Annotated in this window: 22 protein-coding genes; 17 read left to right on the top strand and 5 right to left on the bottom strand. The window is 72.2% G+C overall.

Annotated features, from left to right (window positions below):
* Window positions 1-397 precede the first annotated feature (397 nt).
* The 6 genes from VF746_00725 to VF746_00700 all read left to right on the top strand — a co-directional run bounded on the left by VF746_00725 (window position 398) and on the right by VF746_00700 (window position 5,755).
* Complete coding sequence (locus tag VF746_00725) at window positions 398-976, top strand: DUF488 domain-containing protein (GenBank protein ID HEX8690934.1); 579 nt, start codon at window positions 398-400, stop codon at window positions 974-976.
* 250 nt (window positions 977-1,226) lie between these two features.
* Window positions 1,227-1,625 carry a response regulator gene (locus tag VF746_00720; protein ID HEX8690933.1) on the top strand — a complete coding sequence of 133 codons (399 nt, stop codon included), beginning with the start codon at window positions 1,227-1,229 and terminating at the stop codon, window positions 1,623-1,625.
* A 59-nt stretch (window positions 1,626-1,684) separates the two neighbouring features.
* Window positions 1,685-1,912, top strand: a complete 228-nt coding sequence (locus VF746_00715; protein ID HEX8690932.1) for a hypothetical protein — start codon at window positions 1,685-1,687, stop codon at window positions 1,910-1,912.
* Window positions 1,912-2,355 carry a PIN domain-containing protein gene (locus VF746_00710; GenBank protein ID HEX8690931.1) on the top strand — a complete coding sequence of 148 codons (444 nt, stop codon included), beginning with the start codon at window positions 1,912-1,914 and terminating at the stop codon, window positions 2,353-2,355. Before VF746_00715 ends, VF746_00710 begins: the two co-directional genes overlap by 1 nt.
* Before the next feature lie 190 nt (window positions 2,356-2,545).
* Complete coding sequence (locus VF746_00705) at window positions 2,546-4,960, top strand: ABC transporter permease (GenBank protein HEX8690930.1); 2,415 nt, start codon at window positions 2,546-2,548, stop codon at window positions 4,958-4,960.
* 69 nt (window positions 4,961-5,029) lie between these two features.
* A complete protein-coding gene (locus VF746_00700; GenBank protein HEX8690929.1) occupies window positions 5,030-5,755 on the top strand; it encodes an ABC transporter ATP-binding protein in 726 nt (241 codons plus the stop codon).
* A 161-nt stretch (window positions 5,756-5,916) separates the two neighbouring features.
* Here the strand turns inward: VF746_00700 and VF746_00695 are convergent, their stop codons facing one another.
* Entirely contained in the window at window positions 5,917-7,227 is a 1,311-nt protein-coding gene (locus VF746_00695; protein ID HEX8690928.1) for a S8 family serine peptidase, read from the bottom strand.
* A 379-nt stretch (window positions 7,228-7,606) separates the two neighbouring features.
* Here VF746_00695 and VF746_00690 point away from each other — a divergent pair, with 379 nt between their 5' ends.
* Entirely contained in the window at window positions 7,607-8,302 is a 696-nt protein-coding gene (locus VF746_00690; protein ID HEX8690927.1) for an NAD(P)H-dependent oxidoreductase, read from the top strand.
* Window positions 8,303-8,651: 349 nt separating this feature from the next.
* Window positions 8,652-8,861: a CsbD family protein gene (locus VF746_00685; protein ID HEX8690926.1), complete on the top strand. Its 210-nt coding sequence runs from the start codon at window positions 8,652-8,654 to the stop codon at window positions 8,859-8,861.
* A 137-nt stretch (window positions 8,862-8,998) separates the two neighbouring features.
* Here VF746_00685 and VF746_00680 read toward each other — a convergent pair whose 3' ends face one another.
* A complete protein-coding gene (locus VF746_00680; protein HEX8690925.1) occupies window positions 8,999-9,763 on the bottom strand; it encodes an energy transducer TonB in 765 nt (254 codons plus the stop codon).
* A 421-nt stretch (window positions 9,764-10,184) separates the two neighbouring features.
* Between VF746_00680 and VF746_00675 the strand changes: the two genes are divergently transcribed.
* Complete coding sequence (locus VF746_00675) at window positions 10,185-10,376, top strand: hypothetical protein (protein ID HEX8690924.1); 192 nt, start codon at window positions 10,185-10,187, stop codon at window positions 10,374-10,376.
* Here the strand turns inward: VF746_00675 and VF746_00670 are convergent.
* Window positions 10,320-11,003 carry a uracil-DNA glycosylase gene (locus VF746_00670; GenBank protein ID HEX8690923.1) on the bottom strand — a complete coding sequence of 228 codons (684 nt, stop codon included), beginning with the start codon at window positions 11,001-11,003 and terminating at the stop codon, window positions 10,320-10,322. The genes VF746_00675 and VF746_00670 overlap by 57 nt on opposite strands.
* A 263-nt stretch (window positions 11,004-11,266) precedes the next feature.
* On the opposite strand from VF746_00670, the gene VF746_00665 reads away from it, so the two are divergent.
* The 8 genes from VF746_00665 to VF746_00630 all read left to right on the top strand — a co-directional run bounded on the left by VF746_00665 (window position 11,267) and on the right by VF746_00630 (window position 19,914).
* Entirely contained in the window at window positions 11,267-11,980 is a 714-nt protein-coding gene (locus VF746_00665; protein ID HEX8690922.1) for a hypothetical protein, read from the top strand.
* A 440-nt stretch (window positions 11,981-12,420) separates the two neighbouring features.
* The gene (locus tag VF746_00660; GenBank protein ID HEX8690921.1) at window positions 12,421-12,867 is read left to right on the top strand and encodes a cytidine deaminase; all 447 of its coding nucleotides are present in this window, start codon (window positions 12,421-12,423) and stop codon (window positions 12,865-12,867) included.
* Window positions 12,864-14,192 (top strand): thymidine phosphorylase, encoded by a 1,329-nt coding sequence (locus VF746_00655; GenBank protein HEX8690920.1) that lies wholly within the window; start codon window positions 12,864-12,866, stop codon window positions 14,190-14,192. The genes VF746_00660 and VF746_00655 overlap by 4 nt, the downstream gene beginning before the upstream one ends.
* A 280-nt stretch (window positions 14,193-14,472) precedes the next feature.
* Entirely contained in the window at window positions 14,473-16,254 is a 1,782-nt protein-coding gene (locus VF746_00650) for a DUF885 domain-containing protein (GenBank protein HEX8690919.1), read from the top strand.
* 233 nt (window positions 16,255-16,487) lie between these two features.
* A complete protein-coding gene (locus VF746_00645) occupies window positions 16,488-16,817 on the top strand; it encodes a hypothetical protein (protein HEX8690918.1) in 330 nt (109 codons plus the stop codon).
* 453 nt (window positions 16,818-17,270) lie between these two features.
* Window positions 17,271-18,566, top strand: a complete 1,296-nt coding sequence (locus tag VF746_00640; protein ID HEX8690917.1) for a tetratricopeptide repeat protein — start codon at window positions 17,271-17,273, stop codon at window positions 18,564-18,566.
* A 154-nt stretch (window positions 18,567-18,720) separates the two neighbouring features.
* The gene (locus VF746_00635; GenBank protein HEX8690916.1) at window positions 18,721-19,533 is read left to right on the top strand and encodes a helix-turn-helix domain-containing protein; all 813 of its coding nucleotides are present in this window, start codon (window positions 18,721-18,723) and stop codon (window positions 19,531-19,533) included.
* A gap of 168 nt (window positions 19,534-19,701) precedes the next feature.
* Window positions 19,702-19,914: a DUF433 domain-containing protein gene (locus VF746_00630; GenBank protein ID HEX8690915.1), complete on the top strand. Its 213-nt coding sequence runs from the start codon at window positions 19,702-19,704 to the stop codon at window positions 19,912-19,914.
* A gap of 21 nt (window positions 19,915-19,935) precedes the next feature.
* Here VF746_00630 and VF746_00625 read toward each other — a convergent pair whose 3' ends face one another.
* Window positions 19,936-21,213, bottom strand: a complete 1,278-nt coding sequence (locus tag VF746_00625; GenBank protein ID HEX8690914.1) for a lactate 2-monooxygenase — start codon at window positions 21,211-21,213, stop codon at window positions 19,936-19,938.
* A 399-nt stretch (window positions 21,214-21,612) separates the two neighbouring features.
* Entirely contained in the window at window positions 21,613-22,533 is a 921-nt protein-coding gene (locus VF746_00620; GenBank protein ID HEX8690913.1) for an MBL fold metallo-hydrolase, read from the bottom strand.
* Window positions 22,534-22,759 lie beyond the last annotated feature (226 nt).

Raw genomic sequence — 22,759 nt, 5'->3', positions numbered from 1 at the left:
CCGGGCCACCGCCCCCACGATACCCCGTGTGGCGGCGGCGTCCCGGCCCTGTCGGGCGCGCATCCCTCACGCGGGTCGCGTCGCGGCAATGGGTTTTTCGTAGGGGCGAGCCTGCGAGTCCGAGCACAGGCGGCCTCGGCGCAAGAGGCCGCCTACCGCGCACATGCCGGCATCCGCCGGTCGAGGCAGGCCTCAGGCAGGCCTCGCCCCTACGAAACCGCCCATTCCCCGCCCGTGAAGTCCACCCTCTCCCGAAGTTGGGAGAGGGTTGCCGCTCTAAGGCGACGGGTGAGGGCCCCCGCCGCCGTGCCGTCGCCGGTCGAAGCGCGCCGGACCCTCCCGCCCGGGAAGTTGGCGAGGGTTGCCCGCCGACGCTTCGGCCGGGCATCTTCCCCCCATGCCGCCCGACGCCGCCCCGCCGCGCCCGGTCTACACCATCGGGCACTCCACGCGCACCATCGAGCAGTTCGTCGCGCTGCTCGAGGAGCACGGGATCGAGCTGCTGGTGGACGTGCGGCGCTTCCCCGGCTCGCGGCGGCACCCGCAGTTCGGCAGCGCCGCGCTGGCCGCCTCGCTCGCCGCCGCCGGCATCGCCTACGAGCACGCCGAGGCGCTGGGCGGGCGCCGCTCCTCCGAAGCGGGCGCCGTCTCGCCGAACACCGCCTGGCGCCACGCCGCCTTCCGCGCCTACGCCGACTACATGGCCACCCCCGCGTTCCGCGCCGCCCTGGACCGCCTGGCCGCCCTCTCGCGCGAGCGGACGGCGGTGATCATGTGCGCCGAGGCCGTCCCCTGGCGCTGCCACCGCCGGCTGATCACCGACGCGCTCCTGGCCCGCGGCATCCCGGTGCGGGACATCACCGGCCCCGGCCCCGCCACCCCGGCGCGGCTCTCCGAGCACGCCGTCGTCCTCCCCGACGCCACGGTGGTCTACCCCGCGCCGGGCGGCGTGCAGGAGGATCTCTTTGCCGGGTAAGCTTTTCTCGCAAAGCTGAACGGAGTGTCGCGCCACGCGGCGCCCTTCTTGCGCACTCGCGCGGGCCGGAGGGGGGTGCGGACTGCGGACGGTCCGCCAAGATTTCCGTCTCGAACATCCGGGCGCTCCGAACCTCCGCGAGGGTGCGCGAGGGCGCCTTGCGCGCGGCGCGCGGCGGCGGCAGGTTCGCTGGACCTGCGGGCGCCCTCCGCCGCGGTGCGTGCGTATCGGCTTCCGGTCCAGCATCCCGATGCCCAAGACGGTCCTGCTCGCCGACGACCACGAAGACAACCGCACCGCGCTGCTCCTGGTGCTGGAGCGCGACGGCTACCGCGTGCTGGGCGCCGAGAACGGCCGCGAGGCGGTGGAGATGGCGCGCGAGCACCTCCCCGACCTGGTGGTGATGGACCTGGCCATGCCGGTGATGGACGGCCGCGAGGCCACCCGCCTGCTCAAGGAAGACGAGCGCACCCGCCACATCCCCGTGGTGATGCTCACCGCCATGGCCCTCTCCATCGACCGCGAGGAGCTGCGCGGCGAGGGCTTCGAGGGCGTGCTGATCAAGCCGCTGCTCCCCTTGAGCTTCCTCGACGAAGTCCGCCGCCGCATCGGCCCCGCCGACGACGGCGGCACGGGCGGCGGCGGCTGACTTCCCTTCTTTGCTGTACAGATGTAGATTGCGTCTGTACAACAGCAGAGGAGGTAGCGATGGCACGCACGAGCACCGTCCGCCGCAAGAACATGCGCATCGATCAGGAGAAGCTGGATCGCGCAAAAAAGATCCTGGGCACAAAGACCGAAACCGAGACGGTCGAGGCAGCACTGGACCTCGTCGCGTTTCGCCGGGAAGTCTACGCCGGGCTGGATCGCATCGGCGGGTCCAACAGCATCCGCGACCTCGATGAATTCGATGATGTGGCTGAGGACGCGGCTTGATGGGCTTCATCCTTGACACGAACATCTACGTCGGTGCGGACCGGGACCGACAGAAGGTCGAGCAACTGAAGCAGTTCTACGACGATCATCTCTCCTCCACCTTCCTGCACGCAGCCGTCGCCCAGGAGTTGCTGGCGGGAGCCCGCGATTCCAGGCGTGCACGGGTCGTCCATCGTGATTTCATCCTCCCGTTCGAGCGGAAGAGACGGATCGTCGTACCTACCTTCGGCACCTGGAAGAGGAGCGGCGAGATCATCTCACGATTGGTGGAGCGCAGGCTACTTTCGCCCGGCGCGTACACCCGCTCGTTCCTGACCGACGTGCTGCTCGCTGCGTCGTGCCGGGAATTCGGTCATAAGCTCATCACCGAGAACCTGGCTGACTTCGAACGAATCAGGAAGGTGGAACAGTTCGAGTTTCTCCCGCCCTTTCCAACAAGTTGACGCTCCTCATCTTCATCCCGCTCCGCTGGTACTCATCTCACCCATCCACGCCCCGTCACCGCCCGCGAAACCAGAGCTGCACCTGCCCCGTAAGGGCGCCCGCACTTCGCATTTTTCGCGGCATGGGCGCCTCAGCCCGGCCGGCCGGAAGGGACGCCCCGTCCCGCCCACCACACCGGAGCCGGATCCAATGTCTTTACTCAAGGACCTCCGCTACGGCGCGCGGAAGCTGGTCCGAAACCCCGGGTTCTCGGCGGTCTCCGTCCTGACCCTGGCGCTCGGCATCGGGCTCACCACCACGATGTTCAGCATCGTCTACGGCGCCATCTACCGCGGGCTCCCCTTCCCCGAGTCCGAGCGGCTGGTGCACCTGGAGCGCAACAACCTCCCGCAGGACCAGCAGAGCCTCGAGGTGCCGCTGCACGACTTCTACGACTGGCGCGCCCAGCAGAAGAGCTTCGAGGGGCTGGCCGCCTTCTGGAACGGCACGGTCAACGTGAGCGGCGCCGAGAAGCCCGAGCGCTTCGACGGCGCCTACGTGACCGCCAACACCTTCCGCCTCCTGCGCGTGCAGCCGCACCTGGGCCGCACCTTCCGCGAGGGCGAGGACCAGCCCGGCGCGCCGCGCGTGGTCATCCTCGGCTACCAGCTCTGGAAGCAGCGCTACGCCGGCGACCCGAACATCGTCGGCAAAACGATCCGCGCCAACGGGGTGGAGGCCGAGGTGGTGGGGGTGATGCCCGAGGGCTTCGAGTTCCCCTTCACCGAAGACCTCTGGCTCCCGATGCAGGAGGCGCTCCCCGCCAGGCGGGGCGACGGCACCACCCTGGAGGTGTTCGGCCGCCTCCGCCCCGGCGTCTCCATCGACCAGGCGCACGTGGAGATGAGCGCGATCGCGAAGCGGCTGGCGATCGCCTACCCCGAGAGCAACAAGGACATCGGCGCCGTCCTCAAGCCGTACACCGAGGAGTACATCGGCGACGAGATCACCGCCATGCTGATGACCATGCTGGCCGCGGTGTTCATGGTGCTCCTGATCGCCTGCGCCAACGTGGCCAACCTGCTCCTCAGCCAGGCGGCCATGCGGGCCAAGGAGGTGGGGATCCGCACCGCCGTCGGCGCCTCGCGCGGGCGCATCGTCAAGCAGTTCCTCACCGAGCCGATGGTGCTGGCCGCCGCCGGGGCCGTGCTGGGGCTGGGGCTCGCCTGGCTGGGGGTGCGCTCCTTCAACAACGCCATCGCCGGCACCGACCCGCCGTTCTGGATCGACATCAAGATCGACGGGCCGATCCTGCTCTTCGTGCTGGCCATCACCCTCTTCGCCACCTTCGTCTCGGGGGTGCTCCCGGCGCTCCGCGCGTCGAAGGCCAACGTGCACGAGGTGCTCAAGGACGAGTCGCGCGGCTCCTCCAGCTTCCGCGGCGGGCGGCTGTCGAAGGCGCTGGTGGTGTTCGAGGTGGCGCTCTCGGTGGCGCTGCTGGTGGCGGCGGGGATGGCGGTCAAGAGCATCACCCAGCTGAAGAACCAGGACTACGGCTTCCCCACCGAGAACGTCTTCACCGCGCGCGTCGGCCTCCCCGAGGCGCAGTACGGCGACTCGGCGGCGCAGCTGCGCTTCCTGGACCAGCTGCAGGCGCGCGTGGTGGAGCTGCGGGGCGCCGAGAGCGTGGCGCTGGCCACGGCGCTCCCGGCGCTGGGGACGGGGATGGACCGGGTGGCGCTGGAGGGGAAGGCGTACGCCACCGAGCGCGACTACCCGTTCACGCGCGTGGCCTCGGTGTCGCCCGGCTACTTCTCCACCTTCCAGGTGTCGGTCGACGGGCGCGACTTCACCGCGCAGGACCGCATGGGGAGCGTCCCCGTGGCGATCGTGAACGAGTCGTTCGCGAAGCTGCACTTCCCTGGGCGGAGCGCGGTGGGCGGGCGCTTCCGGCTGGGCGGCCCCGACAGCCGGGGGCCGTGGCTCACCGTGGTGGGCGTGGTGCCCGACATGTGGATGCAGGGCCCCGAATCCGACGACGAGGACCCGCAGGGCGTCTACCTGCCGCTGGCGCAGTCGCCGCAGCGCTTCATGTCGGTGATCGCCCGCACGCGCGGCGAGCCCGGCGCGCTCACCGGCCCCGTGCGCGAGATGGTGAGCGCGCTCGACCCCGACCTGCCGATCTACTTCGTCAGCACCCTCCAGGCGCGCATCGACGAGGAGACGTGGTTCTACCGGGTGTTCGGGACGATCTTCATGATCATGGGCTTCGTGGCCCTCTTCCTGGCGGCCATCGGGCTGTACGGGGTGATGGCGTTCAACGTGAGCCGCCGCATCCGCGAGATGGGGGTGCGCATGGCGCTGGGCGCCCAGCCGGCCGACGTCACCCGGCTGGTGCTGCGCCAGGGGCTCCTCCAGCTCGGCGTCGGCATCGCCCTGGGGCTGGTGCTCGCGTACTTCCTGGCTGGGGGGCTGCGCATCATCCTCTACCGCGTGGAGCGGGTGGACCCGGCGGTGTTCGGCCTCACCCTGCTGGTGCTGGTGGCCGCGGGCGTGGCGGCCTCGCTGGTGCCCGCCCGCCGCGCCACCCGCGTGGACCCCATGGTGGCGCTCCGCTACGAGTGACCTGACGACGACGACGCGCCGGCCCCCGCCCGGGCCGGCGCTCCACGCTATCTGACTGGAGACCGAACGATGATCGCTCCGAACCCGGCGCTGGTGCGGATGGAGGACGTGAGCAAGGTGTTCCTCACCGAAGAGGTGGAGACGCACGCGCTGGCGGGCGTGCACCTGGAGATCCGCCGGGGCGAGTACGTCTCGATCGCGGGCCCCTCGGGGTGCGGCAAGACCACGCTGCTCTCCATCCTGGGGCTGCTCGACTCGCCCTCGGGCGGCAGCTACACGCTGAACGGGCACCCGGTGTCGGCCCTGACCACCAGGCAGCGCGCCACCATCCGCAACCGCGAGATCGGCTTCATCTTCCAGGCGTTCAACCTGATCGGCGACCTGACGGTGGCCGAGAACGTGGAGCTGCCGCTCACCTACCGCGGGATGCCGGCGGCCGAGCGGAAGCGGCGGGTGCAGGAGGCGCTGGAGAAGGTGGGGATGGGGCACCGCACGCGGCACTACCCGTCGCAGCTCTCGGGCGGCCAGCAGCAGCGCGTGGCCGTGGCGCGCGCCATCGCCGGCGACCCCTCGGTGCTCCTGGCCGACGAGCCCACCGGGAACCTGGACTCGGCCAACGGCGAGGCGGTGATGGACCTGCTGGCCGAGCTGCACCGGGGCGGCGCCACCATCGTGATGGTGACCCACGACCCGCGCTACGCCGAGTACGCCGAGCGCTCGATCCACCTCTTCGACGGTCGGGTGCTGGACGAGACCCCGGCGGGGCACGGCGAGCGGGTGATGGCGGGAGTTTAGAGAGGTACGAAAGTACGGGAGTACGAGGTACGGGGTACGAGGTACGGACGACCGAGCCTTAGCCTACGTGGTTTCGTACTTCGTACTCCGTACCTCGTACCAAAAGAAGGCCGCCCCGGCGCACCGGGGCGGCCTTCGCACGTCAGGCTGCGGCGGGGAGACTACAGTCCGGCGCCCAGCGAGTTGCCGGTGACGGCGCGGTAGGTGTTCAGGCGGCCGTTGCCGAAGCGGGTGTCGTAGCCGGCGGCGCCCAGGTCGTCGGTGGTGCTCTCCACGCGGGCGCGCAGCTGCGCGCCGCGCAGCCCCGTCACCGAGGCCACCACGCCCAGCGTGCCGGTCACCTGCGGGGTGGCCATCGAGGTGCCCTGCATCCAGGCGTACCCGCCGGCCAGCGAGGCGCTGTAGATGCACCCCTCGGGCGTGGTGTTCGAGTAGCACTGCCCGCCCGGCGCGGAGATGTCGAGCCCCGAGCCGTAGTTGGAATAGCTGGTCAACTCGTCTCTCCAGTTGGTGGCGGCCACCGAGATCGCGTCGGGGTCGCACGCCGGGCACTCCACCGTGCTCGCCCCCGAGTTGCCGGCCGAGGCGACCACCAGGACGTTGCGCGCCTTGGCGTAGTCGATGGCGTCGGCCTCCGACGTGGAGAGGCTGCTGCCGCCGATGCTGACGTTCACCGCCACCATGCCGGGGACGTCGGCCGCGGCGCGGATGGCGTTGGAGATGGCGCTGATCGGGCAGCCGCGGCGGCCGCACACCTTCTGCACGTGCACCCTCACGTTCGCCGTCGCGCCCGAGACGCCCGCCACGCCCACCGTGGCGCCCGCCATGGTGCCCGAGGTGTGCGAGCCGTGCCCGTCGTCGTCGGTGGGGTCGTTGTCGTTGTTGTACCAGTCACGGCCCACGATCAGTCGGCCGGTGAACTCCACGTGCGTCAGGTCCACCCCGGTGTCGATGCTGCCCACCACCACGGGCGAGCCGCCCGCCGCGTACGCCTCGATGTTGTCGATGTCGGCGTCCGCCCGCGACGCGTAGCTGGTGCCGATCGGCTGCCCCGAGTTCTTCCCGGAGGTGAACTTCATGTTCAGCCCGCCGGGGTTGAAGAACGCCCAGAGCCGCGAGTCGATCACGTTGGGCTGCCGCAGGTAGTTGGGCTCGGCCCATTCCACCCGCGCGTCGCCCTTGAGCGCCGCCGCCATCGCGTGCTCGTTCCCCGCCGCGCCGCGCAGCACCGCGAAGGCACCCCTGTACCCCATCTCGGCCAGCGCCAGCCCGTGCGCCTGCCCCACCGCGGACACGTCGGCCCCCGGCTTCACCTTCACCAGCACCTCGCCCGGCATCACCTGCTCGGGCGCACGCGGGCTCGCGGCCAGCAGCGGGGCGTCGAAGTCGGGCGCCACGGCCGCCTGGTCGGCGTCGGCGCACGCCGCCGCCAGCGCCAGCACGGCGACGGCCACCACGGAAGAACGATGCATCGGCGACTCTCCTTTGCTGCAGTGGAATGACGGAGCCCGGGGTGGCGGGCGGCAGGAGTGGGCGGAAGCGGGGGCAAGGGAGGCGCCATTCCAGAGGCCCGTTCGCGTCGTGGTAAGCGATTACCGGACATGATTCTGCATGGTGTGTCGCTTTGGTCCCGGCGAACCGTCGTTGTGCGCGCTGCACCAGGCTGGTGCGGCTGGCGCCGAAGGGAAGGGCCGGAAGGGGCTGGAACATTCTCCGCGTGTCCCGGCTTCGTCGAACCCACGCCCGGCCGGTCCGGGAACCTCCCGCGCGGGCGGCGGATTCGGTCGGTGTGGCGCGCAGTCTCGCCGCTCCTTCCGTCTCCATCCCCCCTTCGATCCGCCGAGGCCGCCGATGTACAGGACCAAGCCCCACCAGGACTGCCCCATGCCCGCGCACCGGGAGCTCCGCGTGCTGGTGCTGAACGGCTCGCTCAAGCACGCGCCCGACGTCTCCAACACGGAGGAGCTCTCCGACCTGGTGCTGGAGGAGATGGCCGCCCACGCCCCGATCCGCGCCGAGACCGTGCGCCTGGCCGACCGCATCGTTCCCGTGGGGCTCGGCTTCCGCGAGGCGGACGACGACGAGTGGCCGGCGATCGTGGCGAAGCTCAAGGCGGCCGACGTGGTGATCTTCGCCACGCCGATCTGGTGGGGCGGCAGGAGCAGCCTGATGCAGCGCGCCATCGAGCGCCTCGACGCGCTCGACGAGGAGTACCACGCCTCGGGGCGCAGCGCGCTCTACAACAAGGTGGCCGGCGTCGTGATCACCGGCAGCGAGGACGGCGCCCTGGCCACCATGGGGAGCATCATGATGGTGCTCACCTGGATGGGCTTCACCCTGCCGCCGGAGTGCGCCGCGTACTGGGTGGGCGAGGTGGGGTTCCCGCCCGCGGACGACCGCGGGAAGCGGCTGCGCAACCAGACCACGGCCAACATGGCGAAGAACCTGGCGCGCAACCTGGTCTTCTATGCCCAGCTCCTGAAGGCGCACCCGCTGGTCCCCGGCGCCGTCACGGTCCCCGCCCTCCACGAGCCCGCGCCGGCGTGAGGCTTCGGCCGCTGGTGTGACGGGATCTGGATCGGCGAAAACGCCGCCATCCCGAGGTCGCATTCGCAGGGGACCGCGTCTGCGCAGGCGCCTGTGCGCCCGAGGGATCTACTCCGATGCCGCCGGGCGCCGGCCACCGTGAGCGTGACCAGCCAGCAGGAAGGCCGAATAGATCCCTCGGGCCGCTGCCGCTCCCCTCGGGACGACAGCCTTCCGCTGTCCGGCTCGACGGCCGTCCGTCGACGCCGGCGCGTCCGCTCCGTCCAGGCAAGTGATTGTGGGAACACATCTTGCCACGTCTCGGGGCGCCCCTTTCTGGACTGGGGAAACCGGCAACGAGGAGGGAGAGATGGCGGATCGGAACCTGGAGGATCGCGGCCTGGAGAACTCGCTCGAAGGCCAGGGCAAGGACCTGAAGGGCCGGGTGAAGGACGCGGTCGGCGGCCTCACCGGCGACGGCAGCCTGCAGGCCGAGGGGAAGATGGACCGGCTGGAGGGGAAGGTGCAGGACAAGCTCGGCGACCTGCAGCGCGACCTGGGCCGGGATCGCGACCTGTAACCTCCGGACGGAGCGGCGAAGCGGGGCGGGGGCTCACGGGCTCCCGCCCCACTTGTTTTCGCGGAGATCCCTCGAGACGCGAAGAGGCCCGGCTCGCGAGCCGGGCCTCTTCGCGCGAGGGGCCTGCCGCGGCCCGCTCAGTTCTCCAGCCGCCACTCGATCGGGATGGCGATGATCACCGAGATCGGTTCCCGGCCCAGCTTCGCGGGGCGGAACCGCATCTTCTCGGCGACCTTGACCGCCGGCTCGGCGAACGCGGGGTGCGAGGTCTCCTGCACGCTCACGCTGCCGGGCTCCACGCGCCCCTCGGCGTCGATGATCAGGGTGACGACGGTGCGCCCGGTCATCCCCGACTCGCGCAGGAGGGGCGGGTAGTACCGCCGCAGCAGCCGCTCGGCTTCCGCGCGGTTGGCGAGCGCCGGCAGCTCCGTGGCCACCTCGGCCGACACCGGGCCCTCGCCGTTGCCCGAGGGCTGCGGGTCGCCCGCCGGCGGGGCCGGGTTCGGCGCCGGGTTCGGGACGATCACGTTCCCGGCCTGGCGTCCCTCGCCCGAGTACTCCCTGGGGTCGACCGGCCGCTCGTTGGGATCGATCTTCGGGAGCTCCGTCGGCACCGTCTCCACGTTCTCGATCTCCCGGTGGTCGCCCTCCACGATCCGGGGCCGCTCGGGCGCCGGGGGCGGCGGGGTGGGATCCATCGGGGGAGGAGGCGGCGTCACGGGCTTCGGCGTCACCTCGGCGATCCATTCGATGTCGGCCTGCGGCTCGTCCTGCGGCCCCAGGTCGCCGACCCCCGCGGAGACGGCGCCGGCCAGCAGGAGGACGTGCGCCAGCACCGACGCCACGATGGTGCCGGGCGACCACAGGCGGCGCTTGCGGTTGCGGACGTAGACGCTGAACATCGGGCTTCTCCTGGCGGGGGTGGATCTCGCGGCCCTCGCGGCGGCCTGCACGGGTGTAACGGACCACTCCCTTTCGATTCTGACACCGCGCCGCCGCACCTCCGTCCGCGCGGGCTCCCGGTGCCGCGACGGCGGCGCGGGCCGGTCTCTTCGAGCCGGGCGTCCCCCGCGGTTTCGGCATCCCCCGGACAGGGTGAGCCCGCCGTCCACCTGGAGAAATCTTTGCCTCACCTGTACCAGCGGTGCCCCGGCGTGCCGGCCGCTGTCCATGCCGTACACATTCCAAGCTGTTGCGGTGCAATCAGATGTAGCAGATGGAGATGACTTGCGTTTCTGGCTCGCGGGTTGCGCGGGCGGGAGGGTGAAGGTCCGGCCGCGCCGGCCGTTCCCCGAGCGTCTCGAAGCGCCAGAGGAGGTTTCCGTGACGCCCCCGCCGCTGCCCCTGCACCGCCGCCCGCGCACCTGGTACGGCGCCCGCACCGCGCCGTCCGCCGCGCTCCGCCACCACCAGCCCCAGGTGCGGCGGATCCGCATCCCCGCGCTGAAGGTGGCCGAGCTACCGGCCGAGATCCGGCAGGCACCATTCGATCTTCGCCTGACCGGCCTGCTCTAGCTCCCGGTTGACCTTCGAGAACGGGCGGCTGCCGAAGAAGCCGCGCTTCGCGGAAAGCGGCGAGGGGTGCGCCGACTGGATCACGGCGTGCCTGCCGCCGTCGATCAGGGCCGCCTTCTTCGCCGCGTAGCCGCCCCACAGGACGAAGACCACCCGGTCCGGGCGGGCGTTCACGGCCCGGATCGCCGCGTCGGTGAACTTCTCCCACCCCTTCCCCTTGTGCGAGTTGGGCTCGCCCGCGCGCACGGTGAGCACGGCGTTCAGCAGCAGAACCCCTTGCTTCGCCCACGGGACGAGATAACCATTGTCGGGAACCGGACAACCCAGCTCGTCCTTCAGCTCCCGGAGCATGTTGCGCAGCGACGGCGGCGGCGTGACGCCCGGGCGGACGGAGAACGCCAGCCCGTGCGCCTGCCCGGGGCCGTGGTAGGGGTCCTGCCCCAGGACCAGCACCTTCACCCGCTCGTACGGCGTGAGCTCCAGGGCGCTGAACACCTCGTCTTCCGGCGGATACACCTCGTGCTGCGCCCGCTCCTGGTCCACGAACTCGCGCAGCTCGCGGAAGTACGGCTTCTCCAGCTCGGGGTCGAGGTGCGCCCGCCAGGACCTGGGGAGAGGCAGCTTCATCGGTCGCGTGGGGTTGCGGGTGGTTCGTTGCGCCCACCCCGCGCAGATGCAAGCCCGGGTCCGCAAAGTGCACGAAGCGCACACCCGCCGTCCGGCCCACCCCGCAACCCGCTCCCGCGCACGGTGTCGGCACGCGCGGCACTTCTCCTGCACAACCGGACGTTTCGAGGCGTCCGGACCGCGGAACCACGGCGGCCCGGGCGCGGGTAGAGAAGGGCGAAACGGACGGTGACCCACGCTGCAAGCCACTCGGAGGAAAGGGGATGATCAAGCCGAACGTGAGGGCGTCCTTCGGCAGGCGGGAGGCGGAGCTGCTCCTGGCGCTGGTCGGTCCCGGCGGCGAGGAGCGGCTCCGCGAACAGGGGCTCGACGCGCTGCTCGACGACGTGGGGGTGCTGCGCGAGCTGCTGCGCCGCGACGGCATCAGCCGGGCGCCGGCGCCGCTCTTGTTCTACCTGCTGGTGCGGCACGCGCTGCTGCAGCGCGAGATCCACGACCGCCAGCTTGCCGACTACACGGCGGCCGTGCTGCTGGAGTTCGGCATGGCGGGGAGGGCGTACACGGTGGGCGGCACCGGCGAGGGGCCGTTCTTCTACCTGGCCGACATCCTCCAGGCCATCGAGCGGGCGCGCGGCGAGCGGGAGTTCATGCTGCGGGTGCACCTGGGCAACTTCGCGCTCTGGCTGGGCGGGCTCTTCCCCGACCATATCACGCACCGGGTGCGGCGCAAGGGCGCCCCGTCCATCTCCTACTACGACGACCTGGGCGCGGTGGGCTTCCGCACCGCCGCCGCGAACGAGCTTGCCCTGCGGCACGGGGTGGGAGACCTGTTCATGAGCTTCGCCGACCGCTTCACCGACGTGCGCTCGGCGCTCAACTCGCTCTCCGACGCGGTGTTCTTCCCGGCCGCGAAGGACCCGGTGGACCGCCTCCTGCGCCAGGTCACCGACGACTTCAAGCGCCACTACGGCGACTGACACGCGTCTCCCGGCCGTCCGCCGCCGCCCCTCTCCCGCTCCACCGGGGAGAGGGGCGATTCGTTCAGGCTGGAGCGGCGGAGTGCGAGTGCCTGAAGACATCCGCTGGAACCACGGGGAGCTTCGCGAACCCCGCCAGGCTTCGACCGCAGAACCCCATTCGCTCCCGTGCATTCCCATCGCGTGGCGCCGAGGCCGGATCTCCGTCCCTCGCGCCATGCCGTCGAGTCCACCCTCTCCCGAAGTGGGGAGAGGGTTGCCGCTCTCAGGCGGCGGGTGAGGGCCCCCGCCGCCGCGCCGGAGCCTGCCGAAACGTACCGGGCCCCGGTGTCATCCGTCGCGCGAAGCGCCGAGCGGAGACCCCCGGGTGCACGAACGCTCGCCTCCCGCGTATATTCCAGCCCCGTTTTTCCCGATTCACCGGATCCCGCGAGCCGCGCTTGGCCGATATCTCCCGCTCCACCTTCGACGAAGCCGCCGCGCGCGGGCTGCTGGAGCGCGCCCGCGAGGCGCGCGGCCGGGCGTACGCGCCGTACAGCAACTTCCCCGTGGGCGCGGCGCTGCTGGCGGCCGACGGGCGCGTCTTCACCGGCGTGAACGTCGAGAACGTCGCCTACCCGCTCGGCTCGTGCGCGGAGCGGATCGCCGTCGGCAAGGCGGTCTCGGAGGGGGCGCGCGAGTTCGTGGCCATCGCCGTCGTCGGGCCCGACGACGACCTTCCGTGCACGCCGTGCGGCGGGTGCCGGCAGGTCCTCCACGAGTTCGCGCCGCGCATCCCGGTCGTCACCCCCGCGCCGGGCGGGGGCGTGCGCGTCACTCCGCTCACGGAGATGCTCCCCGGCGCCTTCGACTCCGAGCGGCTCCACCACCCGGGAACGGGCGGATGACGGCGGACGCGGCGAGCGCCGTCGCCCTGATCGAGCGGAAGAAGCAGGGCGGCGAGCTTTCGGCCGACGAGCTGGCGTCGCTGGTCGGCGGCTACCTGGCGAAGCAGGTCCCCGACTACCAGATGGCCGCCTGGCTGATGGCGGTGGTGTGGCGGGGGATGACCGAGGCCGAGACGCTCGCCTTCACCCGCGTGCTGGTGGAGAGCGGCGCCACGCTCGACTGGGGGGGAATCGGCCGGCCCACGGTGGACAAGCACAGCACCGGCGGCGTGGGCGACAAGACGTCGATCGTGCTGGTGCCGCTGATGGCCGCGGCGGGGGCGGCGTTCGTGAAGATGTCGGGCCGCGGGCTGGGGCACACCGGCGGCACCCTCGACAAGCTGGAGTCGATCCCCGGCTTCGCCACCGAGCTGTCGCCCGATGCCATGCGCGCGCAGGTGGAGCGGACCGGGTGCGCGCTGGTGGGCCAGAGCCCCGCGCTGGTCCCCGCCGACGGCGCCCTCTACGCGCTGCGCGACGTGACGGCGACGGTGGACTCGGTGCCGCTGATCGCCGGCAGCATCATGTCGAAGAAGCTGGCCGGCGGCGCGTCGTCCATCGTGCTGGACGTGAAGTGGGGCTCGGGCGCCTTCATGCGCACGCTGGAAGAGGCGCGCGAGCTGGCCCGCACGCTGGTGCGCATCGGCCGGGGCGCCGGGCGGGCGACGCGCGCCGTGCTCAGCTCCATGCGCGAGCCGCTGGGCCGCACGGTGGGCAACGCGCTGGAGGTGCGCGAGGCGATCGAGACGCTGCACGGCCGCGGCCCCGCCGACCTCTGGGCGCTGACCCTGGAGCTGGGCGCGCACCTGCTGCTGATGTCCGGCCTGGCGCGGGACGCGGACGAGGCGCGCTCCACGCTCACGGGCCTGCGCGACTCCGGCGCCGGCGCGCGCAAGCTGGCCGAGCTGGTCGAGGCGCAGCGCGGCGACCCGCGCGTGGTGGACGACCCCGGCCTCCTCCCGGCCGCGCCGGTGGTCGCGAAGCTGGCGCCCGCGCTGGACGGGCCCGCCTGGATCACCGAGGCCGACGCCCGCGCCGTCGGCGACGCGGCGCTGGCGCTGGGGGCGGGGCGGCGGAAGAAGGACGACCCGGTGGACCCCGCCGTCGGCATCGTCATGCTCGCGCGCATCGGCGACCGCGTGGAGCCCGGCCAGGCCGTCGCCGAGGTGCACGCCCGCACGCCGTCGGACGCCGACCGCGCCGCCGCCGCCCTCGCCGAGGCGATCCGCTTCTCCCCGGAGCCGGTGGAGGCGTCGGACGCCGGGTATGAGGTGGTGGGGGACTGAAAGTGCGTGAGTGCGTGAGTGCGGAAGTGCGTTAGTACGAGCCCGCGCGGCGCGAAGCGCGCGGGGTGCACCGCGCGCTTCGCGCCGTGTGACCCGCCTTCTCGCGCCGGAGGCGGCCTCCGCGCCGAACCAGCCTGCGAAGGCAGGCTTCTCGCCGTCGTTGCTGCGGCTTCAGCCGCCCCGGACCGGAGCCTCACAGGCCGGTGAATCCTTTCGCGTGTGCGCGCGTACCAGCCCGTGCGCGCAGCGCTCCCCGAAAATCTCTGCTGGAGACCTCCCCATGAACCGAAGCTTCCGCTGGGCCGCGGCGGCCGCGCTCTCGCTGTCGGCGCTCGCGCCCGCGGCGGCACAGCAGCAGGCCGCCCGCCCCGCCGCCGACTCGCTCGCCGCGCGGGTGAACGCCCTGGCAGACGAGTTCATCGCCGTCGGCCTCAGGCACTACCCCGAGTTCGGCACCTACTACGGCCTCCCCGGGGTGCGCCACGACCGGCTCACCGACAACTCGCTGGCCGCCATGCGCCAGCGCGAGCGCGAGGAAGACGCCTTCCACGCCCGCGTGATGGCCCTCGACCCGCGGGCGCTCGCCGGCCGCCCCGAGTACATCACCCTCGGCTTCCTGCGCGAGAACGGCGAGAGCGGGCGCCAGAGCCGCGTCTGCCACGGCGAGTACTGGAACGTGGACCAGCTGGGCGGGTGGCAGACCAGCCTGCCGCAGCTGGCCGCCATCCAGCCCGTGGGCACGGCGGAGCTCAGGCAGCAGGCGCTCGCCCGCTTCCGCCAGGTGCCGCGCTTCATCGACAACGAGACCGCCAACCTGCGCGAGGGGCTCCGCCAGGGGTACTCGTCGCCCAAGGGGAACGTCCGCCGCGTGATCGAGCAGCTGGAGCTGATGGTGGCGGGCGCGGCCGCGCAGTCGCCCTTCTACTCGCCCGCGCAGCGCGACAGCGACGCCGCGTTCCGCCGCGAGTGGGAGCAGCTCGTCACCACCCAGATCAACCCCGCCATCCGGCGCCACCACGACTTCCTGGCGAGCGAGTACCTGCCGCGGGCGCGCGACGCGGTGGGCGTCTCGGCGCTGCCGAGCGGGGCGGAGTGCTACCGGGCGCGCGTGAGGAGCTTCACCACGCTGGAGAAGGACCCGCAGTGGATCCACCGCACCGGCCTGCAGCAGATGGAGAAGATCCAGGCCGAGATGCGCACCATCGCCCAGCGCAGCTTCAACACCTCCGACGTCCCTGCGCTGCTGGAGCGGCTGCGCACCGACACGCAGTACACCTTCCGCACGCGCCAGCAGATCATCGACTACTCCAACGCGGCCATCGGGCGGAGCAAGCGGGAGATGGGGAAGTGGTTCGGCCGCCTCCCGCGGGCCGACGTGGTGGTGGAGCCGTACCAGGAGTTCGAGGAGCGCTCGGCACCCGGCGCCAGCTACGAGCTCCCCACCGCCGACGGCAGCCGCCCGGGGCGCTTTCGCATCAACACCTACGAGCCCGAGAAGACGAGCAGGACCTCCATCGAGTCCACCGCCTTCCACGAGGCGATCCCGGGGCACCACCTGCAGCTGGCGCTGGCGCTGGAGCGGCCGCAGGCGCACATGGTCACCCGGGTGCTGGGCAACTCGGGCTTCAGCGAGGGGTGGGGCCTGTACGCCGAGCGGCTGGCCGACGAGATGGGGCTCTTCTCGTCGGACCTGGACCGCATGGGGCTGCTCTCCAACGAGGCGCTGCGCGCGGCGCGCATGGTGGTGGACCCCGGGATGCACGTGCTGGGGTGGACGCGCGAGCAGGCCGTCGACTACATGCTGCGCCACACCGCCGAGTCGCGCACGCAGGTGGAGAACGAGGTGGACCGCTACATCGTCTGGCCCGGCCAGGCGACCGCCTACATGACCGGGATGCTGGAGATCCGGTCCCTGCGCGAGCAGGCCGAGCGCGAGCTGGGCGGCCGCTTCGACATCCGCGCCTTCCACGACCGGGTGCTGGAGGACGGCACCGTCACGCTCCCCATGCTGCGCGAGAAGATCGAGCGCTGGATCGCCGAGGAGAAGGCGAAGGCGCGGTAGTCTTTCCTCGATCAGCCGAAACGGAGAACGGCACCGGGCGCTCGCGTCCGGTGCCGTTCGCCTTATGCGTCCGCGCCCCGGATCGGAAACGGCAGGTCTCGCGCAGAGTCAGCGAAGTCAGCAGAGGAACCCCTAGCGAGACCGGGGCTGTCGCACTCCGGCGAGCCCGGTTGACCGCGCCGCCGCGCGGGGGCATGTTGCAGGCGACGTCCGCCTCTCCCGTGCCCCGTCCGATGACCGACCCGGCGATTCCCTCCCATCCGCCCGAGTTCCGGCGGCTCTGCGGGCAGGCCATCGAGCGCTTCCACGCCCTGGCCGCGGCCGCCGACCCGCTGGAGCGCGGGGCGCTGATTCCCGAGCTGCGCGGCCTGCTGGCGCGCATCGACGAGCAGATCGAGGAGCTGGACCTGCGCGCCCCGGGCTTCGCGCGCGAGCAGGGGCTGCTGGTGGACGCCTCCTCCGCCCTGCAGTCGATCGACCTCGACCGCGGCGGACCCCACGCGGCGCGCTACGCCGAGCGGGCCATCGCCGACCTCCGGCGGGTGGCGGGGGACAGCGGGTGAGGAGCGGGTGTTCCCGATTGGGAACGGTCCGGCGCTCCAGCTCGCCGCGCGGGCCCCGTCACGCCTCCCGTCCCCCCTCCCGAGGCTCTCGGACCGGGTCCGGATGGAAACGATTTCTCCTCGCTTGCCGACACAATGCGGCCGGCGCGGGTACGGTCCAGGGGGCGGCCAGTATGCGTCCGGGGGCTGCACCGGAGGGAAGAATACGAGCGGACTTGCGTGTATACACGAACCCCCGCTACATGATCTAATGTCCCGTGGGTGTCGATATTGGCACTTTCGTGTGCGATCTTAATGGGACCGACTGCGCTCAGGTGGGAGTAGCTTTCTGAGGGAGGGGCTTCGCAAGACCATGGCGCGGCAGGGAGATAGCGCTTATCATACCGTGCAAATTTCCCAACCCGCTGGTCCGGGGCCGTCCCTTCCCACCTGCTGCACTCCCGGAGTCAGGACATGCGACCCAAGCGACTCACGCCGCCGGTGCGCCGCACCACGCGCCGCTGGCGGACCCCTCCCGCGATCACCCATGGACAGGAGGCGTTCGAAGGACTGGGCGTGCTCGACGAGGTGCGGGGGCCGTTGGGGCTCCTGCTGTGGCAGTCGCTGCGCGACGTGAACCTGTGGTCCAGCTTTCCGCCCGACGAGCGCGCGGAGGTGTTCGTGCCGGGCGCCGACGCGTGGCTGCTGGGGATGATCCGCTCGGCCGAGGTGGACGTGCAGCTCGAGTCGCCGCTGATGACCATCATGCGCATGGTGGCCTCGCCCGGCGAGGCGCGGCCCGAGGCGGTGGAGCTGGCCTGCCAGCACGTGGCGCACTGGGCCGACAACCACGACCACGCCGCCACCTCCATCGCCTTCGCGCAGGCCGCGGCGCTGGCGGTGCCGTTCGACGCGGGCGCGGCGTACGCGGTGGGGCGCCTGGCGCGGCGGCGGGCCGAGTACTCGCGCGCCGAGACCTGGTTCCGCCGCGCCGTGGCGCTGGCCCGCCAGAGCGGCGACTGGACCAGCTACGCGCTGGCCTTCTCGGGGCTCGGCAACCTGTACAAGCAGCGCGGCAACTTCCCCGCGGCGCGGCGCTTCCACGTGCGCGCGCTGCGCGCGGCGCGCCGCCACAGCCTGCGCTCGATCCAGGGCGCCGCGCTGCACGACCTGTTCGTGCTCGCGGCCGGGTCCAACCAGAACGACGACGCCGAGCGCTACGCCCGGGGCGCCTTCGAGCTGTACGGCCCCGACCACCCGCGGCTCTCGGCGCTGGCCAACGACATCGCCTACTTCTGGATGGAGCGCGGCCACTTCGCCGCGGCGCTCACCGTGTTCCAGGCGCTCCTGCCGCACATGATGCGGCACGAGGACCGGCTGGTGGGGCTCGCCAACATCGTGCGCGCCTCCGCCGGCGCCGGGCAGCGGCGGCTCTTCGAGGAGAGCTGGGACGAGGTGTGGGACGGGCTCGCGCGCAACGAGCAGACCGAGAACGCCAGCGCGGTGCTGCTGGAGCTGGCCCACGGCGCCGCGCAGCTCGGCGAGAGCGAGCGGGCCGAGCGCGCGGCCGAGCGCGCGGTGAAGATCGCCCGCGACCGGGGCGAGGGACGCACCCTGCTCACCGCCGAGTCGGTGCTGGAGTCGGCGCGCCGCGGCCGCGCCGTGCGCACCCGCGCCGAGGCGCCGCCGCGCCCCGAGCGCGAGGAGGAGACGGACGCGTTCGCGGCGGACCTGGTCCGCTCGCTGAACGCCTCGCTGGTCGCCCGGTAGTCCCCCGCCGGCGCGCCCCTGACGCGGGGGCGCGCCGGCGGTGAAGCGTATTCCCGCGGCAGGCGGAGGCTTCGGTGCGCCCGGCGGGCGACACCGAAAGACACACCCCCGCCACCCGCGGACAACCCAGGTCACCTTCAGCCCGGCCACGCTTATGAAGATCGGAGCACGCCCCCTTCTGGTCCTGCACGGCGACGAGCAGTTCCGCGAGCGCGTCCGCAAGGTCGCGGGCAAGGAGTACACGTTCCAGGCGGTCCCCGACTGGCCCTCGCTGGAAGAGGCGGTGCGCGACTCGCCCCCCTCGGCGCTGGTGGTGGTGAACCCCTACGAAGACACCAACGGCCGCGCGGGCCCCTCGCCGGCGCTGCGCTCGCTGCTGGTGGAGTTCCCCTCCACGGCGGTGTTCGCCGCGCTGGAGGTGAAGCCCGAGCGGGTGGACGACCTGCGCACGCTGGGGAAGTGGGGCGTGGTGCAGGTGATCTCCATCGCCCACGACGACACGCCGCAGGCGCTGGTGCAGCGCTTCCGCGCCTCGCAGGGCCGCCCGCTCAAGGCGCTGCTGGAGAACGTGCTGCCGCCCGACACGCCGGGGCGCGCGCGCGCCATCGTCGACGCGGCCGCCGAGGTGGTGGCGGTGGGCGGCCACGGGCGCGACCTGGCCCGCTCGCTCCAGCTCTCGCGCCGCACGCTGCTGCGCTGGTGCGAGCGCGCCGAGCTGCCGCCGCCGCGCAAGCTGCTGGCGTGGATGCGCATCCTGCTGGCGTGCGAGCTCCTGGACGACCCCGGGCGCACGGTGCTCTCGGTGGCGCACGCCTGCGGCTACTCGTCGGACAGCGGGCTCAGGCGCGTCACGCAGAAGTTCGTGGGCTCCAGCCCCACGGAGCTGCGCCGCCGCGGCGCCTTCGCCCGCGCCAGCAAGGTGTTCCTGGAGGCGCTCTCCAAGTACCGCGGCGCCACGCCGATGTGAGGCGCCGGGCCGGGGACGAACTGCAGAATCTCACACGGAGTCAGCGGAGTCAGCGGAGAACGGCACGGGTTCTCTGTTGTCTCCGTTAACTCCGTGTGAGGCATTGAGTTGTAGGTTTTTTTGATCTTGGACGGATCCTCAGCTGATTGGTATAGTCCTGTGGGCTTGATGGATCGCATCACCGTGAACCCCCGCCAGTGCAGCGGGCGCCCCTGCATCAGGGGAATGCGCATTCGCGCGACCGACGTCCTCGACCTGCTCGCCTCCGGGCTGACGCGCGAGCAGGTCCTGGAGGAGCTTCCGGATCTCGAACCGGAGGACGTCGAAGCCTGCCTCCGCTTTGCATCGCGGCGAATCGATTATCCAGTCGTCGTCGGGTAATTCGACGCACACCTGCTCGCCTTACTGCGCCCGCACCAGCGCCTCCGGTCCGATCTCGGCCACCGAGCGGCACCCGGCCAGCCCCATGGTCAGCTCGAAGTCGGCGATCCAGTTCCTGAGCAGCTCCAGCACGCCCGCGCGGCCCGCGAGCGCCAGCGCGTAGACGTACGGGCGGCCGACCAGCACCGCGCGGGCGCCCAGGGCCAGCGCCTTGAAGACGTCCGCGCCGCCGCGCACGCCGCTGTCCATCAGCACGGGTGCGCGGCCGGCGACCGCCTCGACGATCCCCGGGAGCGCGTCCAGCGTCGCGATCGCGCCGTCCACCTGGCGGCCGCCGTGGTTGGAGACGATCACCCCGTCCATCCCGTGATCCAGCGCGCGGCGGGCGTCGTCGGGGTGGAGGATGCCCTTCAGCAGGATCGGCAGCTTCGTGCGCCCGCGCAGGAAGGGGAGGTCGTCCCAGGTGAGCGACGGGCGCGAGTAGGTGCCCACGAACTGCTGCACCGCCGCCAGCGGCGCCTTCGAGCGCAGGTTCTTCCAGAAGCTCCCCGGGTGCGCGCGCGTGAGCTCCACGAACGCCGCCAGTGAGCGCAGGTTCACCTCGCGCTTCTGGCCGGCCGCCGCGGAGGGCGCCACGTCGTCCAGGCTGGCCATGAAGACGGGGTCGCTCACGTACTGCGCGATCCCCTTGCCGCGCAGGAAGGGGAGGTAGGCCAGGTCCAGGTCGCGCGTGCGCCAGCCGAGCAGCGTGGTGTCGAGCGTCACCACGATCGCCTCGCAGCCGCAGCCTTCCGCGCGGCGGGCGAAGCTCTCCACCAGCGCGTCGTTCCTGCTCCAGTAGAGCTGGAACCAGCGCGGGGCGCCGCCCATCGCCCGGGCGCACTCCTCCATCGGCACCGAGGCCTGGCTGGAGAACACCATCGGCACCCCCGCCTCGGCCGCGGCGGCCGCCACGCCCAGGTCGGCCTCCGCGTGCGCCAGCTCCAGCACGCCGATCGGCGCCACCAGGAGCGGCGCGGGAAGCTCGCGCCCGAAGAGCTCCACCGAGGTGTCGCGCTCGGAGACGTCGCGCAGCACGCGGGGGACGATGCGCCAGCGCTCGAACGCCTCGCGGTTGGCGCGCACGGTGCTCTCGCCGCCGGCGCCGCCCGCCACGTAGGCGTACGCCTCGCGCGACATGGCCCGGCGCGCCTCCTCCTCCAGCTCGCGCACGTCCACGGGGATGGTGGGCGTCCTCCCCGCCATCCCGCCCACGTAGACCTCGGACTGCCTGCGGATCGCCGCCTCGGAGCCCGCCACGTCTCTCCTCCGCGCTCGGGTGGGATCAGGCACATGCGAACGACGAACGACGAACTGCGGGTTCGGGCGTGTCCCTCCGCTGCGCTCCGGGCCGGGCTGCGCGCGCGGTAGGGCACGATACGACCGTGCCCAACCGCGCCGGGCCACGTTCGCGCCCAACCCCCGGTGCGCCCGTGTCCCGGCCCTCCGGGCGCGCATCCCTCACGCAACCGCCAGGGAACAGGGGATAGGGTACAGGGGACAGCCGGCAACCCCCGATTCCCCCGCCGAGCCCCGTAAAGTCCACCCTCTCCCGAAGTTGGGAGAGGGTTGCCGCTCTAAGGCGGCGGGTGAGGGCCGCCCGCCGCGGCGCCGGAGCCCGCCGAAGCGCGCGAGTCCGTCATCCGCGTCATCCGCCCCTCACCGCCGCGCCGCGCTCGCGAGCTCGCGGTAGAGCGTCTCCAGGAACGACTCGGGGGTGATGAAGCCCCGGCCCCAGGCGGCGTCCAGGTCGGCCAGGGGGCGCTCGGCCTTCACCTGCTCCAGCGTCTTCCCCGCGGCCACCGCGGCCGAGACGCGCTGGACGGCCGTCGCCAGCATGTCGCGGTACGCCTGCAGCCCGGCGCGGTCGGAGAGCGCGCCGTGGCCGGGGATCACCTTCGTCTCGGCGTTCGCCAGCGCCAGCGCGCGCTCGCACGCGGCCAGCACGCCGCGCACCGAGCCGCCGCTCGAGGTGTCGACGAACGGGTACGCGCCGTTGAAGAACACGTCGCCCATGTGGATGACGTTGGCGCGGCGCCAGTGCACCACCGCGTCGCCGTCGGTGTGCGCGGGGGCCACGTGGAAGGCGTGCACCTCGTCGCCGTTCAGGTGGAAGGTGACCGCGTCGTTGAAGGTCACCACCGGGAGCGCCGCCACCGGCGAGGGCGGGAAGCGCTGGTTCAGCCGCTCCACGAACTGCTCGCTGCCGAGGCGCACCCGCACGTTGTCGTGCGCCACGATCAGCGCCCCGCCGCGCCCCAGGTTCTCGTTGCCGCCCGTGTGGTCGGGGTGCCAGTGCGTGTTCAGCACGAAGCGGATCGGGCGCGGGCTCACCGTGGCCACGGCCGCGCGGATGCGCTCCGTGAGCGGCGCGTACTGGTCGTCCACCAGCACCACCCCGTCGTCGCCCGCCGACACGCCGATGTTGCCGCCGCGCCCCACCAGCATCCACACACCGCCCGCCACCGGCACCACCTGCACGCGCACCGTGTCCGTCCCCGGCTGCGCCGCGGCGGCGAGCGGGAGGAGCGCGAAGCCGAGGGCGGCCGCGAGGGCCGGGAAGCGGGGCGTGGCGGGCATGGGCGCTCCTCCTGGGGATGGACGGATGGCGGACGGGGACGGCGACAAGGTGCGTGCGCCCCCCGTGCGGCGACAAGGGGCGGACTGGACGGATGAAACGGGGCTGGCGCGCTTCTGGCAATCCGGCGGGCAGCGATCGCGGTGCGAACGGCATGCTGGCGCGCGGGAGAATCAGGGGCGCGCGGGGGCCGCAAGCCGGGGAGGGAAGGACAGGACGGGTCCAGCC

Origin of the sequence: Longimicrobium sp. (genome assembly GCA_036389795.1) — a bacterium.
Classification (GTDB): Bacteria; Gemmatimonadota; Gemmatimonadetes; order Longimicrobiales; family Longimicrobiaceae; genus Longimicrobium.
The sequence above is the reverse complement of the archived record's forward strand: the minus strand, read 5'-3'. Positions and strand labels throughout refer to the sequence as shown.